A 17,766-nucleotide genomic window follows, 5' to 3' on the forward strand; every position below is an offset into this window, starting at 1 on the left:
AAAGATGAGACTTCCCACTACATTAAGTAGGTAAGACCCCAGGAAGATGACCTGGTTGATCGGCTCGAGATGGAAGCGCTGTGAGGCGTGTAGTTGACGAGTACGAATCGGTCGAGGACTTAACCTACTCTATTACATCGCAATATTGTGCAGGAATTGTGTGGGGGTCAGACCCCAAGACAATTTCCAAACAATTGACAGGAAACTGTCTAACAATTCTCTGTGTAGCTTTCAAGGAATAAGCAAAAGCTTACTGCGTTAACGAAATGCAGTAAGCTTTTTTCTTGTTTTATATTAACTTTAATTATTAATTGCTAGGCATAACCTATATTAAGATAACCTTATTGAGAAAAATCTATATGCTCCATGAGCTCTTTGCGAATATCCTCAGGAATAGGCACTGATTTTTGCAATGCGTAATCAAAATGAATGATCGTAGCTGTACCTTTAGCACATAGAGTACCTTTTTGCCAAGCTTCATGGCCTAACTGAAAGGAAGAGTTCCCTATCTTATTCACTGTCGTACGAATCTCAACAGAATGACCGTAATGGAGTTGTGCTGTGTAATCAATATTCATATTAGCCATAATCAGACACCACTTCTTAGGGTCCAAATCTGGCGTAAAAATACTAAAAACGGGCTCACGACCAATTTCAAACCATTGGGGAAGAACAGTATTGTTAATATGCCCTAATGCGTCTGTATCACCAAAACGTGGATCAATAGTTTTCACAAACAAGAAAATCACCACCAACATGATATTATTTATAAATCGCAACAATGAGCTGCAAATATCAATAGTATAATCCTTATCTAGCCTTGGGGAAAGTGGTAAGATCTATCTTCATATAAACTTAACAAAAAAAAGCTTGTATAGGTTAAGAAAAAAACATATAATCAACGACATGGCATATTGTATACACCGTAACGGATGTAGGCCATGAAAAGCCTGCAAAGGCTAATAAAGTAGGAGGCGCATTTTTAAAATGGAATACCTGGTAACCTGGATCGATGGAGAAGAAGTTTGCTACCAATTTATGGACAGTACGATGATTCAAAAGGTAAAGCTTGAACCAGATAGACCTTACTCAATCATTGAATTGAGCCAGACATCCTAATTACATCGTAAAACCATAGAATGGAACTTGTTTTCTATGTGCCATTACAGGTAAAATAAATAGGTAGGCCAATGCATAGCCAACCTTAAGATAAAGCACAAGTTTATAGAGGGCAATGAAGCCTACTAGCCTAGTTAACTACTAGGAAAGTAGGCTTTTTCGTTATTATTATTAGCTGACCTAGAGGAGGAACAGCAATGTCTTCAACAAGCATAACAACAGAATTCGAAAAAAATCTAGAACAGGAAGTGGAAAAGCGCTGTCAATTTATTCGCCAACAAGTGGAGCAGGCAGGTCGAAAAGGAATTGTAGTAGGCCTAAGTGGAGGTATAGATAGTGCAGTTACAGCCGCTCTTTGTCAACGTGCCTTAGGAAAAGAAAATGTCCTAGCACTTTTTATCGGTGCTCACAGTGCCAAAGAACATGAGGAAGATGCAGAGCTGATTGCCCAAAGTCAGGGGTTGCGCATGATCAAAGTAAACCTAGACAGCGTAACAGATCAATTAGTTAAGCAAATTCAAAACTCAATGGTAGAAGGAAATATAATTTCCGAACCTCTTTCCACCCTGACCATTGGCAACACCAAAGCGAGAGAAAGAATGATTGTACTCTATGCTGTTGCTAATCAGCTAGGCTATCTTGTGGCCGGTACCTGTAATCGCACAGAAATCTATCTGGGCTATGAAACTAAAGGTGGCGATCAACTTTGTGACTTTAACCCTATGGCTAGCCTGGTCAAAGCACAAGTTAGAGCTTTAGCCGCCTACCTAAGTATACCAGAAAAAATTATCACAAAAGCACCTTCAGCTGATCTATGGCAAGGCCAAACTGATGAGGATGAGATGGGCTTTACCTACGAAGAAGTAGATCGCTATATTCTCACAGGTGAAGGAACAGACGAAGTAATTCAAAAAATAGAAAAACTACACCTCTGCTCAGACCATAAAAGAAAACTTCCTCCTGTCATCTAAAGACCTTTCTAAGCCTTTCAAAGAATGAAAAGATTATGGTACAATAAAAAACTCTAGCGACAGAATGAAGTAAAAACCTAAAGAGGAGGAAATGCTCAGCTATGGCTGGACACTCAAAATGGGCTAATATTAAACACAAAAAAGCAAAAGTCGATGCCCAAAGAGGAAAAATATTTACAAAGTTATCTCGCGAGATCATTGTAGCCGCTCGACAAGGTGGAGCTGATCCGAATGGTAACTTCAGATTAAAAATTGCTATCCAAAAAGCTAAAGAAGCTAATTTACCTAATGATAACATACAGCGAGCTATTCAACGTGCCACTGGTGGCGGCGACAGTGTAAACTATGAAGAACTATCCTATGAAGGCTACGGACCTGGTGGTGTTGCTGTCCTTATTGAAGCCATGACAGACAACCGGAACCGCACAGCCAGTGAGATACGTCATCTTTTCACCAAATACGGTGGTAACCTAGGCGAAAGTGGCTGTGTAGCATGGATGTTTGATCGTAAGGGGCTAATCAGACTAGAAGGCGATCCGGAAAAGGGAGACCAGCCTTTTGATGAAGAAGAAGTAATGCTACAAGCTTTGGAAGCAGGTGCTCTAGATCTACAAGTCTCACCATACGAAGTAGAAATATACACAACAGCGGAACAACTAGAAGAAGTAAAAGAGGCTATTGCGGCACAAGGCTATCAAGTTGCTACAGCAGAAATCACAATGCTACCACAGAATACTGTAGAAATAACCGAAAAAGAACAAGCTCAAAAGCTACTGAGATTCATGGAAATGCTTGATGAGCAAGATGATGTTCAAAACAGTTACGCTAACTTTGACTTGTCAGAATCACTAATGAAAGAATTGGAATAAGATAACTACAATAGAAGAACTAACTCAGTAAAGTGGGAGAAAAGAAAAAAAGGAGCACCCTCTGATTAACAGAAGGTAGCTCCTTTTTCATTTTTTAATCTTACCATACTAGCATAAGCACTATCTATGTACATTTACTGTTAAGAGAAAACCTTAAATTAGCAATTATAAAGAATATTGTCGAGAACGTTCTTATGCTACTAATGAGATCTAGTTCAATCTAGAGTAGAAACATGGACACAGTAAAAATACAAAAAGACCAATTCACAATCTTTCTCTCTGTTCAATTAAGCGCTTTCTTCAGTGCTTTCCTCAGCTGGCAAAGGCAACAGAATTTCTTCCTTATGAGTTGTTAATGCAATAGATGTTCTCATGTGACTTACACCAGGTATGTCCAAAAGATATGATGATAGCAATTGATCCAGCTCACCGGTATCGCTAACTCTAATCTTAAGCAAGAAACCGTCCTCGCCGGTAACTTTGTGACATTCTAAGATATTATCACAAGCATTGACTCTTTCAAGAAACATTTCATGACGACTGGGATGATCGAGACGAAGAGTAATGAACGCTGTAAGTTCTAGATTTAACGCTTTAGGATTCAACCGGGCCTGAAAACCTTGAATAACCCCTTTTTCCTCCAACTTTTTGATCCTTTCGGCTACTGCCGGAGAAGATAACCCCACAAGAGACGCTAGCTCTGTCTGAGTAACTCTTCCATTACGTTGGAGGTGCTGTAAAATACGGCAATCAACGGCATCATACATCTTTTTTGGCCTCCTTGCCTAAAACCACCAACCTTTTGATTCGAATATATAAAAAATTTCAGGAAAAGTCAAGGATAACCGTAAAAGTACAAAAATCACCAAGCATGGCGTTTTAAAGAAACTCTATTTCGGGCACTATATTACTGGTTGATTATGCCTGAAAAGAGAAAAAGGTGAAAAAGTCATGCACATTCCTGAAAAAATAATCAATAAAAACAAAGAAGCCCCATGGACTTCCATAGTGCCTGTTTTCATTTTTATATTCTGGATTACATTTACATTGACCTACCTAGGTGTTTTAGCCTATGATCGTCTAGGAAATAGTTCTTTCGACGATAACACAAAATACTCGACGCAAGAACTACTAGATCGTCCCATCGCACCTGGTGTCGCAATATACATGAAAACAACTTACTCCTTAAGTCAAGAAACTGTTGTAGAAGCATTAGAAAGACCTTACGATTGGACAGGAAGGCCTTTTCGAGAACTACTACAACGCTTTCCAGATCGAGAGGGCTGGCAATATGAACTTAAGCCAGGTCAAATTATCTTCCAACGTACTTTATCAACACTAAGTCCTCAGGACGCAACTAAGCGACATCTTGGGATCGTAGAAGGAGTTATCGCCATTATTATTGGACCACCTGGTATTTACGGTGGTGTAGACAGACTGACAACTATTGAAGCACAGTATCTGCCGGAAGCTTTAAGACGTGTCGCCGAATCAGGCTGGCTAGCTTGGAGCGACGAAGAAGTGCTTTACCAGATTTTGGACGGCATGGATGAATCTAATAGACACTACGAACAGGATTCATATGATGCACGTCGAATATATAATGATGAGGCTTTTTAAGTAATTAAAAAGCCTTTTTAACTTAAAGAACCGTAAACTTAAAGAACCATAGAGTCCTTCTTAAAAGTCTTTCATAAAGTCCTTCTAGTATAGTAATATTCTTGAACACAAAAAAGACTCTGGGGGTGTCCTACCTGATCATCCTGGGAATTGACCCGGGCACGGCCTTATGCGGCTATGGTCTTATCGAAGCCAAAGGCAACCGACTATACCCCCTAGCCTATGGAGCCATTCGTACCAAAGCCCACAGTCCCATGCCTTCCCGATTGCTTACCATTGCAGAGGAACTAGATAATATAATAAAACAATATAAGCCTCATCATGTGGCTGTAGAAGAAATTTTTTTTAGCCGTAATGTGACGACAGCATTAGCAGTTGGACAGGCTAGAGGAGTCATTCTGCTTTCTGCCGCGCGAGCAGGCTTAGCAGTTAGCGAATACAAGCCCACCCAAGTCAAGCAAGCCGTAGTTGGCTATGGTAGAGCAGAAAAAGAACAAGTACAAGAAATGGTACGCATATTGCTCTCCTTATCAGAAAAACCCAAACCAGACGATGTTGCTGATGCCCTTGCTGTAGCCATATGTTGTGCCCACAGTGTACACCAAGAGGAGTGGTCCCGTTGATTTCCTTTTTACGAGGCTTTTTAGTTGGAGTCGGAGAAGACGCCATCGTCCTCGACGTCTCTGGTGTTGGATATCACATTAATATACCTAATTCCCTTTTAGAAAAGCTACCACGACAAGGTGAAGAGTTACTAGTTCATACATACTATCATCATCGAGAAGATCAAGTTCAACTTTTTGGTTTTATATCAGAAGAAGAAGTGGCCTTCTTTCGTCTGCTTTTAGAGGTAAGTGGCATTGGTCCTAAAGTGGGACTGGCTATCCTTTCCACCTTCCCAGCTAAGCAACTAGAGCGGGCGATTGTAACCGAAGATATGATGGTATTAACTCGTATTCCTGGCATTGGACGCAAAACGGCACAACGTCTTGTTATAGAACTTCGTGACAAATTACTCAAGCAAGGCTTGCGCACTTTATCAATTGGTAAAACTCCCTTGAGAGCAAATATAGAAACTGCAGTAACAGCGGAAGCTGATTCTGCATCTACGACAGCAAGGGATAGCCTAGAGGCCAACCTTGATGAGACTGAAAAGACGTCAGCGACCTCAGAAAAGAAAAAAGAGTCAAAAAAATCATCCTTACCACGGCCACCCAAAAGAAAAGCTCGTGAAGAAGCCTTAGAAGCATTACAAGCTCTTGGTTATTCGGCCAACGAAGCCAAAGATGCTCTAATCGAGTTATCTGCTACAACAGAAGACTCAGCTACTGTAGAAGAGTGGATCAAAGGGGCTTTAAGATATTTGGCTAAAGGTTAAGGAGGTGAGAGGATGGAAGAACGACTTGTCTCTATGACTTCCCAACAGTCAGAAGGAGAAACAGAGCTGAGCCTGCGACCGCGAGCTCTACAAGAATATATCGGTCAAGAAAAACTTAAAGCTAATCTTTCTGTTTTTATTCAAGCGGCCTTGCGTCGAAGTGAAGCACTAGACCATGTGCTACTTTATGGACCTCCTGGTTTAGGAAAAACAACGTTGGCCCAAATTATTGCCAACGAATTGAAAGTACAACTAAAAATAACGTCCGGTCCGGCTATCGAAAGGCCCGGCGATTTAGCGGCTATACTGACCAATTTACAGCCAATGGATGTACTTTTCATTGACGAGATTCATCGGCTCAATCGCTCCGTTGAAGAAGTCCTCTACCCAGCCATGGAAGACTTTGGCCTCGACATTGTCATCGGCAAAGGCCCTTCGGCTCGATCAATTCGCATCGATCTGCCACGATTCACTCTTGTAGGAGCAACAACAAGAGCTGGCATGCTCACTTCACCCTTGCGTGATCGCTTTGGCGTCATTCATCGCTTAGAATACTATCGACCGGAAGAACTAGAACTGATCATAACGCGAGCTTCGGCCATACTTGGTGTGACTATTGAAAGAGAAGGTGCTCAAGCTATAGCCTTACGTGCAAGAGGTACACCGCGGATTGCCAATCGACTACTCAAAAGAGTGAGAGATTATGCCCAGGTCCTTTCCGATGGTATTATCACCGAAGAAGTAGCTCAAGACTCCCTAGCGCGATTAGAAGTTGATCCATTAGGTCTAGATCATACAGACCGCAGATATTTATCAGCTTTAATTGAAAAGTTTAGCGGTGGACCTGTAGGAGTAGAAACTATAGCGGCCTCCATCAGTGAATCGGTAGATACAGTAGAAGACGTCATTGAACCTTATCTTATGCAACAGGGCTTTCTCAACCGCACGCCACGAGGTCGTATGGTTACCATTCCCGCTTGTCATCACATGAAAATGGCTGTACCATCAATACTATGGGCTAATGTCGAATCAGCGACAACGACAGATACCATTCAACCTAGCTTAGCTTTTGATACAGAAGGAAAAAGTAAGACGGAGTGAAGGATGAATGAAGTTACTTCTCCACAGTTGTTGTGGTCCCTGCACAATTTATCCCCTTGAAGAGCTACGGCAACAAGGTCACGATGTAACTGCCTACTTTTATAATCCTAATATTCATCCCTATAAAGAGTTTCGTCGAAGACTGGAAACCTTAGAGGGTTACACAGCAACAAATAACTTATCACTACACAAAGAAGAGGACTATGAATTAGAAGAGTTTCTTCAGCAAGTAGCTCCCCAGCCAGCTCAGCGCTGTAACCATTGCTATAGAGTTCGTCTCTATAAAACAGCAGAAAAAGCTCGTGCGCTTGATATGGAAGGCTTTACAACGACTTTGCTCGTTAGCCCCTACCAGAACCATGAACAACTGAAAGCAATAGGGGAGGAGATAGGCAAGGCCTTATCAATTCCTTTTATATATATAGACTTTCGACCTGGTTTTCGCAAAGCACAACAAGAGGCTCGAGAATTAGAGTTATACAGACAGTCATACTGCGGTTGTATCTATAGCGAGAAAGATCGTTACTATAAGCCTAAACCGAAGAAGGAGGGATAAGCCCTGTTAGACGGTGCTTCTGTAGGTAAATGGATTATCATGATAGGTCTGGCCCTCATCGCAGTGGGTGGGTTGCTCTGGTTTCTTAGCCAATTTATCTCCATTGGTCGCCTTCCAGGCGATATATCCTTTCAGAAAGGCAACATGACTTTTTACTTCCCGCTGGCAACAGGACTCCTGTTAAGCCTGATTTTAACGATTTTACTGAATCTTATAGGGCGGAGGTAGGATTTACCCCTACAAAGCATAACCCTGGACTCGAACAATTTTATTGTAGAAGGTGAAGTTTTTGGAACAAATATCACGTAGCAACATGGCCATGACTCGGTTCCAAGAGCCCGGATTCCTTCTTGTTCGCGCCCAAGAGGGCGACGAAACATGTAGAAACGCACTAATCAAGAAGTTTACTCCTTTTATCCTGCGAGTTGCTTCTAATGTTAGCGGTCGTTATGTACGCTTAGGAAGTGACGATGAAGCAAGCATTGGTTTGATTGCTTTTAACGAAGCTATCAACAATTTTCGAGAAGAAAAAGGAGTATCTTTCCTCTCCTTTGCCGACACCGTTATTCGTCGCCGTCTCATTGACTTTTTTCGTAAAGAATCAAAAGCACAAAAAGTCCTACCGCTCTCTACTTTCGATGATCCCAGTGATGAATCAGGGGAAGATGCAAGCAATCGCCTTGAAGTACACCAAGCTCAGGAAACTTTCCGTCTCGAGAATGAATCTTCAGACCGACGTGCTGAAATTGTACAGTATGACAAATTACTTCGAGACTATGGACTTTCTTTTGCCGAACTAGTTGAAGTATCACCAAAGCATGAAGATGCCCGTCGGCGGGCCATTGAAGTTGCCCGACTCATCTCAGAAACGAAAGAGTATAGTGACTACCTCAAGCTAAAAGGCTCCCTACCCTTAAAAGCACTGGAAAAAGAAGTAGACATGAGTCGCAAAACCCTAGAAAGACAGCGAAAGTATATTATTGCTGTCACGATTGTCTTCTTAGAAAACCTAGAATACCTCAAAGAATACATTAACAAGGTCTGACCAACCTTGTTACAAGGAGGAAATTGCTCAGGTGGAGCAACGCGGCATTGTATTAGAAACATCTGAAAAAGAAGTGGTCATCCTCACCGACAATGGTGAGTTTAAGAAAATTCCTCTGCCCAAAAAAATTCCTAGAATTGGCGATGAAATCACTTTAGAAGTCCAGCAACCTTTATCAAGAAGTCTCAAACCTAAAAAGTCTTTTCGTTCCTCCCCTTATCCCTGGCTCGGTGTTGCTGTTGCAGTTTTCTTTGTCTTTCTCTTGAGCTTTTCAAGCCTACAAAGCTATCTATTCCCTGGAACAGAGGGCAAGGACAGCTCTTTGGAAAAAGTAGCTCTGCTCCAAGAAGAGTTACAGGAAACAGAAAGGCTACGTCCTGTCAAGTATGTAACAGTAGACATCAATCCTTCTATTGAGTTAGGGCTAGATAGACAGAATCGAGTCATTGAACTAAAAGCTCTCAATGCTGACGGTGAGAAAATTGTAGCTCATAGAGAGCTTGAAGGACTTTCCGTAGAAGAAGCAATTCAAGAAATCACTAGAGAAGCTTTACGCCAAGGTTATCTAGCAGAGAGCAAAGATAATCAATTGCTTATCGCTGTTTACGCTGAAGAAGAAGAAACAGAAGATGAGCAAAATCAATTAGAAGAAATACTGCGCTATTCAGCACAACAAGTGTTAGCAGAGGATAATCTGCGAACAGATAAGATTCAGACCATCCATGCTTCCAAAGAGCAACGGATTAGGTCGCAAGAGTTAGGACTATCGATAGGGAAATTTGCACTTATCTTAGAAGCTCTTGAGCAAGGTTTAGAAAGCAAAGAACAACAATCAACTTCTCCAGAAGAAGCGCCTTCCCCAGAACCTTTAAAACCTGCAAAAGAAAAAGTAACTATAGCTGATAAAGAGACGACTGTAGCTGAAGACGAAGTAAGAGCAGTTGATAAAGAAATAGCTGTAACTGATGATGAAGTAGATGTGTCTGATGCAAAAGCAAATGGGTCTAATGAAGAAGTTACAGTTGTCGATGAAGAAGTAACAGAAGTAACAGCAACAGAAGGTAAATCAAAAACAGCAAAAGAAGAAGAGGGCCTAGATCAAGAACAAGGCTTAACCAAATCAGAAGATGTAAATGCAAGCAGGAATCTTGAAAAGTTAGATGAATCAGTACCTTCCAGCTGATGCTGGAAGGTTTTTTACTCCCTTTTTTGATGTTAAAACAGGAAAGCTAGTCCTTATGTCGAAAATACCCTTTTGGCGAAAAAAAAGAAGATTGCAAGCAAGGCAACCAGAAAGGATGAAACGCATTGGGCAAGGCACAGAGAAAAGAATGGCTCTATGGCCTAGTCATCTTACTGAGTCTCTGCTTCATAATTATGCCACTATCTCTTGCTGAAGCAGAAGATATCCCTAAAGTTCGCGTGCTCATCAGTCAACCTGTAACAGCAGAAATAAAAATCTCATCTGGTACATACCAATTAATTGATGAGCAAACAGGTTTGACTATTAATGACAGCACTGATTCAGGCTCGTGGCGCATCACCTTAGCCGGACACTCACTCAGGATAGAAAAAGACGGACAAGCTCTAGCTCGTACATATCAAGGTCCAATTTATCTGCATGGAATGGATAGGCAAGAGAATATATTGGAGATAAACGGTAAAAAATACCGAGGAAACTTGCGAATATATGCGCCAATATCGCAAGAACAAAGTGGGCTCATCATAATCAATGAACTCGATTTAGAGTCCTATCTCTACGGTGTAGTAGGTTTAGAAATGGGCTTTAGTGCTCCCACAGAAGCATTAAGAGCACAGGCTGTTGTTTCAAGAAGCTATGCTCTCTATCACCTAAGAATTAGACAACAGAGTAACACCCTTTTTGATCTCCGAGCTGACACTAGTAGTCAAGTTTATCGAGGTCTAGAAGGTGAAAGACCAAATATTTTACAAGTAGTAGATGATACAAAAGGACAAGTTATTAACTACGATGGTCGAGTTATTGAGGCAGTGTTCCACTCTAATGCAGGTGGCAAAACAGAGTCTTCTCAATATGTTTGGAATGAAGGTAGACCTTACTTATTAAGTGTAGCAACACCTGAAGATAGCTATGCTGAAGAATTTAGCACAGCCACAACAGCCGCTTACCGCTGGCGAAAAACAATTACAGCTCAGGAAATTGCAGATAGAACTAGGGCTGTTACAGGACGGGACCCAGGAATAGTTACGGACCTTCGTATAGTAGAGACAAGCCCAACAGGTCGAGTAACTAATCTAGAAGTGATTGGCACAAAGGGAAAAGTATCAGTAGGAAGACTACAAGTAAGAGCTGTCGTAGATAGTCCTTCTACACTATTTACCCTAGAATCAACAAACCCCTCTAACACATCTAACAGTGCCAATACCTCCAATACTGCTAAGTCCCCTAACCAAGTAACAGGAAATCCCACGGGCAATAGCATCATCAATGTTATTTCAGCAAGTGAGAGTACACAGACCTATACAATTAGAGATGCCGCTTTTTACATCATTGGAGCAGACAATATGATTCGCCAAGGCACAGCTAACCAAGAGCTTTACGTACTAGGTCGAGAAGGATTAACCAAAGCTGGCAATACATCAACTAGCCCCGGGACAGGTAGTCAGCATACGGTTGGAACTAGTCAGAGCTTTGTCTTAACAGGCTTTGGTTTCGGTCATGGAGTAGGCATGAGTCAGTGGGGAGCTATGGGCATGTCACAAAAAGGAAAAACATATCAAGAGATTGTAAAACATTATTACAGTGGCGGCCGTCAAGATAGCCGACTTCAAATTGTAGGAGATTGGGGAACTCGATGAAGGTTGACAGTTTCGATTATGAACTACCACATGAAGCAATTGCGCAAGAACCGATAGAACCAAGAGATGCTTCCAAATTAATGGTAATAGATCGCCAGAACAACAAGAGGGAACATCGCATTTTTAGAGAACTAGGCGACTACCTACAACCTGGTGACCTCTTAGTGCTAAATCGTACACGAGTTATTCCAGCACGGCTCTACGGAACTAAAAGCGGTACAGAAACAGCCGTAGAAATGGTCTTACTTACACCTAAAGGTAATGACCAATGGGAAGTACTTGTGCGACCAGGACGAAGACTTAAGCCAGGGACAACTGTGGAATTTGGAGAGCAACTGAAAGCAGAGATTCTAGACAGCACTGCCTTCGGTGGAAGGCTTGTACGCTTTTACTACCAAGGAAATTTTGAAGAAATACTTGATGAACTTGGTCAGATGCCTTTACCTCCTTATATCGAGCGGCCTTTACAAAAAGAAGAAGCAGAACGCTATCAAACCGTCTATAGCCAGGAAAAAGGTTCAGCGGCCGCGCCTACAGCAGGGCTTCACTTTACACCGCAACTACTAGAGAAGCTACAAGAAAAAGGCGTAGAAATTGCTACCGTATTACTTCACGTTGGTCTAGGCACTTTTAGGCCAGTGCAAGTAGAAGAAATAGAAGACCACCAGATGCATGCCGAGTTTTATCAAATCGACGAACAAGCTGTCCAAGCTATTAAGAAAGCCCGCCAAGAAGGCAGGCGAGTTATTGCTGTAGGTACTACGGTTGTACGTACCTTAGAATCAGTAGCTACTTTTGAAGGAGAGATCAAAGCCACCTCAGGATGGACAAACATCTTTATCTATCCAGGGTATCAATTCAAAGTCATTGACGGCTTGATCACCAACTTCCACTTACCACGCTCTACACTGCTCATGCTTGTTTCTGCTTTTACCGATCGTGATACCATCATAGCGGCCTATGAAGAAGCCTTAGAGAAAAAGTACCGTTTCTTCAGCTTTGGTGACGCCATGATGATCTTATAAGGAGGATTCCATTGGCTGTCCGCTACGAACTAATCAAAGAATGTTCACAAACAAAAGCTCGTGTGGGACGATTACATACGCCCCACGGCTCTTTCGAGACACCTATTTTCATGCCTGTGGGTACACAAGCAACCGTCAAAACGATGACACCAGAAGAAGTAAGAGACTTAGGTGCTGGAATTATTCTATCGAACACCTATCACCTCTACCTCCGACCAGGTTCGGATCTTGTGCGAGAAGCAGGTGGCTTACACCGCTTTATGAACTGGCCTCACGGAATCTTAACGGACTCCGGTGGCTATCAAGTCTTTAGCTTAGGACCATTACGAAAAATTACAGAAGATGGCGTAGAATTCAAAAGCCATATCGATGGCTCGAAACACTTTTTCACACCCGAGAAATCTATTCAGATACAAATGGATCTCGGAGCAGACATCATCATGGCTTTTGATGAATGTCCACCTTACCCTTGTGATTACGACTACGCTAAGAAATCACTAGAAATGACGACACGCTGGGCTAAACGTTGTCAAAAAGCTCATAATCGAGAAGACCAGGCGCTCTTTGGTATCACACAAGGTGGTATGTACGCTGATTTACGCCGTGAAAGTGCCGCAAGACTCGTTGAACTAGACTTTCCAGGCTACGCCATCGGAGGTCTCAGCGTAGGTGAACCGAAGCCGCTAATGTATGAAATGCTCGAAGCAACAGTTCCGGAACTACCGCGAGAAAAAGCTCGTTATCTAATGGGTATTGGCAGTCCCGATGCACTTTTAGAAGGCGTTGCTCGTGGTATCGATATGTTTGATTGCGTACTACCTACACGGGTAGCTCGCAACGGCTTAGCTTTTACTACTCATGGCAAAGTTGTCATACGCAATGCCCAATATGCAAGGGATTTTGAGCGCCTTGATCCAGAATGTGATTGCTACACTTGTAATAATTACAGTCGAGCTTATCTACGTCATCTTTACAAAGCCGAAGAAATACTTGTCTACCGACTACTTACTATTCACAACTTACACATTCTGCTCAAAATGATGAAAAAAGCAAGAGAAGCTATTTTAGAAGACCGTTTCGTGCAATTCAAGCGAGATTTTCTTGACAAATACGGGCAGGAAATGGTTAATTAATATTCGAATAAAGTATGATCATGTCCCGACGAAGAAAAGGAGGTTTTTTTAATGGAACAAGGTTGGTTTCTCGTATATATGGTGGCGTTGTTTGCGCTTTTCTATTTCGTCGCCATAAGACCACAAATGAAAGCTCAAAAAGCTCATAAAGAATTGGTATCAAGTCTTAAAGTAAGTGACAAAGTAGTAACAGCTGGTGGTCTCCACGGCACTCTTACTTTTGTCGGCGAAGAGACTGTTATGGTTGAAGTTTCCGAAGGAATTAACGTAGAATTCACCAAAACAGCTATAGTCAAAAAAGCAGACTAAATTGTAGTACAATCTAACTAAAAGAAACAAAAGCTTCTAACAAACCTCCTGAGATAACAAAAAAATACAAAAAAGTTGCAATTTACAGCAGGAAATTGGAAATATAAGTCGAAAGAGTAAAATAAGAACTTTTTGCTTATAAGATTTCCACTTTCTTTGTCAGAAAATGGTTGCAAGACGGAGAAAATTGTCTCAGGAGGGATATGTGAGCATGGATTGTCAAGTTTTGCTAAGAAGAATTCAGCGAAAGCGCAAAGAATTAGAACGTTTAGCTCGAAGAAAAGGAACGGATTCCTTAACAACAGGATTGGTTTATCGCAAATCTTGTGAACTAGACTCACTGATTGTACAATATATGAAGGAAAATCGACAAATGGAGTTAGATTTTCCCGATTATTATCCATTGCCGCTGGGAAGATAATTCTCAGCGGCTTTTTTTTGAAAAACTACAGAGACAGCGAGCTGACTCATATTTGAAAGGAATAATAGAAATGCCCAAAGCAATTACTTTTGAAAAAATTAGAGACAACCCCGAAGTAAGAGCCTATATCGAAGCAAGTAACAAACATCTTAGTGCAATGGGTTTTACGGAACATGGTCTTCGTCATGCCGCCCTCGTTGCCAAAAATGCCGGAGCCATCTTAAAACATCTAGGTTATGAGCAAAAGGATATAGAGTTAGCCCGTATTGCAGGTTATATGCACGATATAGGAAACAGTGTTAGCCGTGAAGGTCATGGTCAGATCGGAGCTTTGTTATCGCGCCTCATTCTAAAAGAAATGGGAGCCGATTATGAAGATATAGCTACCATCATGGCAGCTATTGGTAATCATGATGAATCAGTCGGTCATATCGTCAACGCACCTGGCGCCGCACTGGTCCTTGCAGATAAAGGTGATGTGCATTACAAAAGAGTAGGAGACAAAGATAAAGCTACTTTTGATATACATGATCGGGTCAACTATGCAGTTCGCAATTCTTCTATAGAATTAGGAGAAAACACAGTTACTCTTGTCTTAGAAATTGACTCTAATATCAGCCCCATGATGGACTACTTTGAGATCTTCTTACCTCGCATGGTCCTTTGTCGTCGTGCTGCTAATTACTTAGGTGCTGAATTTCATCTGATGATTAACGGTGCACAAGTTCTGTAAAGTAATCCCTACAGTCCCTCTACTTTCGTTTGACAAGCTTTCTTCATAAAGAGTATAATTCAGGGTGTTCTAATTACCTGTAAATGTGATACAATTGCATGATGCAAGAATGAATATGGCAAGGAGGCAGCTATCGACAATGAAAACACGCAGCACACTGCAAATGATAGCCTTGCTTCTTCTGGTGACCGTTGCTGTCACGCTCAGTTACAACCCCATCCTACAAGGGACCAAGCTAGGGTTGGACTTGCAGGGCGGACTGCATGTTGTCTTACAGGCAGTTGAAGGGCCTGAAGAAGGAGTCACCCAGCGGGAGATGGAGCAGGTCAAAGCTATCATGGAACAACGGATCAATGGCCTGGGTGTGGAAGAACCACTAATTCAGATTCAGGGCGCTGATCGTCTAATTATTGAATTGGCCGGCATTGATGATCCCGATCGAGCTATTGAACTAATTGGTAAGACAGCTATGCTAACTTTCCGCACCGAAGATGGACAAGTCGTTGTGGAAGGTCAAGATTTACGACAAGCTCGTGAACAAATTGTGCCTGGTGGAACAGAAGCAATTGTAACGCTTAGCTTTAATACTGAAGGTACAAGCAAATTTGCTGATGCAACGAGAGCTAACCTTAATCGTACTATCGGAATCTATCTCGATGACGAACTTTTACAAAACCCTGTTGTGCGAAGCGTTATTGTCAACGGAGAAGCACAAATCACAGGCTATGAAAACTTAGAAGAAGCTCGTCGTATCGCTTTATTGCTTAACTCCGGTGCTTTGCCCGTTAAGTTAGATATGATTGAAAAGCGGACTGTAGGACCTTCTTTAGGTGCTGATAGTCTTAGTAAGAGCCAGTCAGCGGCCTTAATCGGACTAGGTCTTGTTATTGCCTTTATGATCCTTTACTATCGAGTCCCTGGCTTCATTGCCACCGTTTCTTTAGCACTTTACGCTGTTATTGTTATGGGCATTTTAGCCTTGCTTAATGCTACCTTAACGCTACCGGGTATCTTTGGTCTCTTGCTCTCCGTTGGTATGGCAGTCGATGCTAATATCATTATCTATGAACGAATCAAAGAAGAAATTAGGGAAGGCAAGTCATTGCGAGCCGCTATTGAAGGTGGCTTTAATCGTGCTTTCCGAGCTATATTGGATGCCAACGTAACAACTCTAATCATTATGGTCATCCTCTACTTCTTAACGACAGGTTTAATTCGTGGCTTTGCCATCACACTAGGACTAGGTATTCTAGCGAGTATGTTTACGGCCATCACCTTTACACGATGGATGCTTCGCTCTACAGCAGGTAGTGGCATGTTCAAAAACCATAAATACTACGGAGCCAAAGAAGGAGACAAACAGTTAGATAGCCTAAGACAAATCAACTTAATGGCCAAAAGAAAGACCTGGTACGGTTTCTCAGCGCTTTTAATTATACCTGCCATACTTTCTTTACTATTGCAAGGATTGAACTTTGGCATCGACTTTACTGGCGGTTCTATGATGCAAGTAAAGTTTGAACAAGCGACTACAGTAGAAGAAGTCAGAACTGTATTAGGCCAGCATGACTTAGCTACTGCCACCATTCAGGCCTCTAACGACAATGACTTCATCATTCGCACGAAAGTACTAGAACATGACGAAAGAACAGAAGTTCTTAACTCTCTAAAAAGCCAAATTGCACCTTTAGAAGTACAGCGTGATGAACTTGTCGGTCCCGTTATCGGTAAAGAATTGGCGATCAGCGCACTCTTAGCACTAGCTGCGGCCGCCGTGTTCATGGTGGGCTATATCACAGTACGCTTTGAGTTCAAATTCGCTGTTGCGGCCATATCAGCACTTCTTCATGATGTCTTAATCGTCGTCGGAATCTTTTCCCTCTTCCAGATAGAAATAACTACAGCTTTTGTAGCCGCAATATTGACTGTTATCGGTTACTCAATCAACGATACGATCATCATTTTTGACCGCGTTCGAGAAAACTACGGTAAGATTAAGAAGAAAGACGACCTCGAAGAAATGGTCAACCGTTCCCTATGGGATACCATGACACGCTCTATCAACACAGCCCTAACAGTTATCTTTGTTCTTGTAGCCTTGCTTTTCTGGGGTGGCGAAACGACCAAGGATCTAGCATTGGCTATCCTAATCGGTGTCACCGTTGGTGTTTACTCCTCTATCTTCCACGCTAGCCCCATTTGGCTTGATCTGAAGAATTGGGAAAGAGCCCAACGTAGAAAAAGAAGAACTAACACAGAAGCCGCTTAATGAGCATATTTTTAAGCACTCTGACTTATATGTCGGAGTGCTTTTCCTATGAGTCTAAAGTTATCAAGACTAATTACCTGGACCTGTGCAGTCATTGTCCTCCGAACGGACTGTTCCCACGCCGTTACCGCCAACAAGTTGGCGACGGCTGAGGTCGCCAAGTCCTCTCTCCGGAAAATGCCTGCCCAGGTCTAGATACACCTTGCTATAGGCAAGTAAGAGTGATTGAATCGTATACAGACTAGCAAAAGATGGAACAATGGGTAATGGAATAGATCTGTTCAATAGCTTTTATATAGATCAAAAAGCTCTTTTTTTACTAATACTGCAGGATTTCCAGCCCATAAAATAGAAAAGGTGAAAGGTTTTTTTCAAAAAA

At 42.0% G+C, this 17,766-nt stretch carries 20 protein-coding genes and 1 rRNA gene; 19 read left to right on the top strand and 2 right to left on the bottom strand.

Annotation, left to right across the window (positions count from 1 at the left end):
• Positions 1 to 127, top strand: a 23S ribosomal RNA gene (locus F9B85_RS12805); the annotation flags it as partial.
• A gap of 214 nt (positions 128 to 341) precedes the next feature.
• On the opposite strand, the gene F9B85_RS12810 is transcribed toward F9B85_RS12805, so the two are convergent.
• The gene (locus F9B85_RS12810; RefSeq protein ID WP_243138229.1) at positions 342 to 734 is read right to left on the bottom strand and encodes an acyl-CoA thioesterase; all 393 of its coding nucleotides are present in this window, start codon (positions 732 to 734) and stop codon (positions 342 to 344) included.
• 253 nt (positions 735 to 987) lie between these two features.
• On the opposite strand from F9B85_RS12810, the gene F9B85_RS14945 reads away from it, so the two are divergent.
• The 3 genes from F9B85_RS14945 (at position 988) to F9B85_RS12820 (ending at position 2,959) form a co-directional block, all read left to right on the top strand.
• Positions 988 to 1,119 carry a hypothetical protein gene (locus tag F9B85_RS14945; RefSeq protein ID WP_279237789.1) on the top strand — a complete coding sequence of 44 codons (132 nt, stop codon included), beginning with the start codon at positions 988 to 990 and terminating at the stop codon, positions 1,117 to 1,119.
• A gap of 197 nt (positions 1,120 to 1,316) precedes the next feature.
• The gene (nadE, locus tag F9B85_RS12815; RefSeq protein WP_151621584.1) at positions 1,317 to 2,090 is read left to right on the top strand and encodes an NAD(+) synthase; all 774 of its coding nucleotides are present in this window, start codon (positions 1,317 to 1,319) and stop codon (positions 2,088 to 2,090) included.
• A gap of 101 nt (positions 2,091 to 2,191) precedes the next feature.
• Positions 2,192 to 2,959, top strand: a complete 768-nt coding sequence (locus F9B85_RS12820; RefSeq protein WP_151621586.1) for a YebC/PmpR family DNA-binding transcriptional regulator — start codon at positions 2,192 to 2,194, stop codon at positions 2,957 to 2,959.
• Positions 2,960 to 3,246: 287 nt separating this feature from the next.
• On the opposite strand, the gene F9B85_RS12825 is transcribed toward F9B85_RS12820, so the two are convergent.
• On the bottom strand, positions 3,247 to 3,726 hold the full coding sequence (locus F9B85_RS12825; protein WP_151621588.1) for an Lrp/AsnC family transcriptional regulator: 480 nt from the start codon (positions 3,724 to 3,726) through the stop codon (positions 3,247 to 3,249).
• Positions 3,727 to 3,910: 184 nt separating this feature from the next.
• On the opposite strand from F9B85_RS12825, the gene F9B85_RS12830 reads away from it, so the two are divergent.
• From F9B85_RS12830 to secD, 15 genes are all read left to right on the top strand, one after another.
• Positions 3,911 to 4,579, top strand: a complete 669-nt coding sequence (locus tag F9B85_RS12830) for a hypothetical protein (protein WP_151621590.1) — start codon at positions 3,911 to 3,913, stop codon at positions 4,577 to 4,579.
• A 134-nt stretch (positions 4,580 to 4,713) separates the two neighbouring features.
• A complete protein-coding gene (gene ruvC / locus F9B85_RS12835; RefSeq protein ID WP_151621692.1) occupies positions 4,714 to 5,202 on the top strand; it encodes a crossover junction endodeoxyribonuclease RuvC in 489 nt (162 codons plus the stop codon).
• Positions 5,199 to 5,957, top strand: a complete 759-nt coding sequence (gene ruvA / locus F9B85_RS12840; protein ID WP_170270526.1) for a Holliday junction branch migration protein RuvA — start codon at positions 5,199 to 5,201, stop codon at positions 5,955 to 5,957. Before ruvC ends, ruvA begins: the two co-directional genes overlap by 4 nt.
• A 12-nt stretch (positions 5,958 to 5,969) precedes the next feature.
• Positions 5,970 to 7,058 (top strand): Holliday junction branch migration DNA helicase RuvB, encoded by a 1,089-nt coding sequence (gene ruvB / locus F9B85_RS12845; RefSeq protein WP_151621594.1) that lies wholly within the window; start codon positions 5,970 to 5,972, stop codon positions 7,056 to 7,058.
• A gap of 7 nt (positions 7,059 to 7,065) precedes the next feature.
• Positions 7,066 to 7,614 carry an epoxyqueuosine reductase QueH gene (locus F9B85_RS12850; RefSeq protein WP_151621596.1) on the top strand — a complete coding sequence of 183 codons (549 nt, stop codon included), beginning with the start codon at positions 7,066 to 7,068 and terminating at the stop codon, positions 7,612 to 7,614.
• 36 nt (positions 7,615 to 7,650) lie between these two features.
• The gene (locus F9B85_RS12855; protein ID WP_341474393.1) at positions 7,651 to 7,842 is read left to right on the top strand and encodes a DUF2905 domain-containing protein; all 192 of its coding nucleotides are present in this window, start codon (positions 7,651 to 7,653) and stop codon (positions 7,840 to 7,842) included.
• A gap of 61 nt (positions 7,843 to 7,903) precedes the next feature.
• Complete coding sequence (gene sigI, locus F9B85_RS12860) at positions 7,904 to 8,659, top strand: RNA polymerase sigma factor SigI (RefSeq protein ID WP_243138217.1); 756 nt, start codon at positions 7,904 to 7,906, stop codon at positions 8,657 to 8,659.
• 31 nt (positions 8,660 to 8,690) lie between these two features.
• Entirely contained in the window at positions 8,691 to 9,842 is a 1,152-nt protein-coding gene (locus F9B85_RS12865; protein ID WP_170270528.1) for an anti-sigma factor domain-containing protein, read from the top strand.
• 125 nt (positions 9,843 to 9,967) lie between these two features.
• Positions 9,968 to 11,497 carry a SpoIID/LytB domain-containing protein gene (locus tag F9B85_RS12870; protein WP_151621602.1) on the top strand — a complete coding sequence of 510 codons (1,530 nt, stop codon included), beginning with the start codon at positions 9,968 to 9,970 and terminating at the stop codon, positions 11,495 to 11,497.
• A complete protein-coding gene (gene queA / locus F9B85_RS12875) occupies positions 11,494 to 12,522 on the top strand; it encodes a tRNA preQ1(34) S-adenosylmethionine ribosyltransferase-isomerase QueA (protein WP_151621604.1) in 1,029 nt (342 codons plus the stop codon). The genes F9B85_RS12870 and queA overlap by 4 nt, the downstream gene beginning before the upstream one ends.
• A gap of 11 nt (positions 12,523 to 12,533) precedes the next feature.
• On the top strand, positions 12,534 to 13,655 hold the full coding sequence (tgt, locus tag F9B85_RS12880) for a tRNA guanosine(34) transglycosylase Tgt (RefSeq protein ID WP_151621606.1): 1,122 nt from the start codon (positions 12,534 to 12,536) through the stop codon (positions 13,653 to 13,655).
• A gap of 51 nt (positions 13,656 to 13,706) precedes the next feature.
• The gene (gene yajC, locus F9B85_RS12885) at positions 13,707 to 13,964 is read left to right on the top strand and encodes a preprotein translocase subunit YajC (protein ID WP_151621608.1); all 258 of its coding nucleotides are present in this window, start codon (positions 13,707 to 13,709) and stop codon (positions 13,962 to 13,964) included.
• A 211-nt stretch (positions 13,965 to 14,175) separates the two neighbouring features.
• Positions 14,176 to 14,385: an aspartyl-phosphate phosphatase Spo0E family protein gene (locus tag F9B85_RS12890; RefSeq protein ID WP_170270530.1), complete on the top strand. Its 210-nt coding sequence runs from the start codon at positions 14,176 to 14,178 to the stop codon at positions 14,383 to 14,385.
• A gap of 70 nt (positions 14,386 to 14,455) precedes the next feature.
• Entirely contained in the window at positions 14,456 to 15,118 is a 663-nt protein-coding gene (locus F9B85_RS12895; protein ID WP_151621612.1) for an HD domain-containing protein, read from the top strand.
• 139 nt (positions 15,119 to 15,257) lie between these two features.
• Positions 15,258 to 17,387: a protein translocase subunit SecD gene (gene secD, locus F9B85_RS12900; RefSeq protein WP_151621614.1), complete on the top strand. Its 2,130-nt coding sequence runs from the start codon at positions 15,258 to 15,260 to the stop codon at positions 17,385 to 17,387.
• Positions 17,388 to 17,766 lie beyond the last annotated feature (379 nt).

The sequence above is a fragment of the Heliorestis acidaminivorans genome (assembly GCF_008933955.1).
GTDB classification, from domain to species: Bacteria; Bacillota; Desulfitobacteriia; order Heliobacteriales; family Heliobacteriaceae; genus Heliorestis; species Heliorestis acidaminivorans.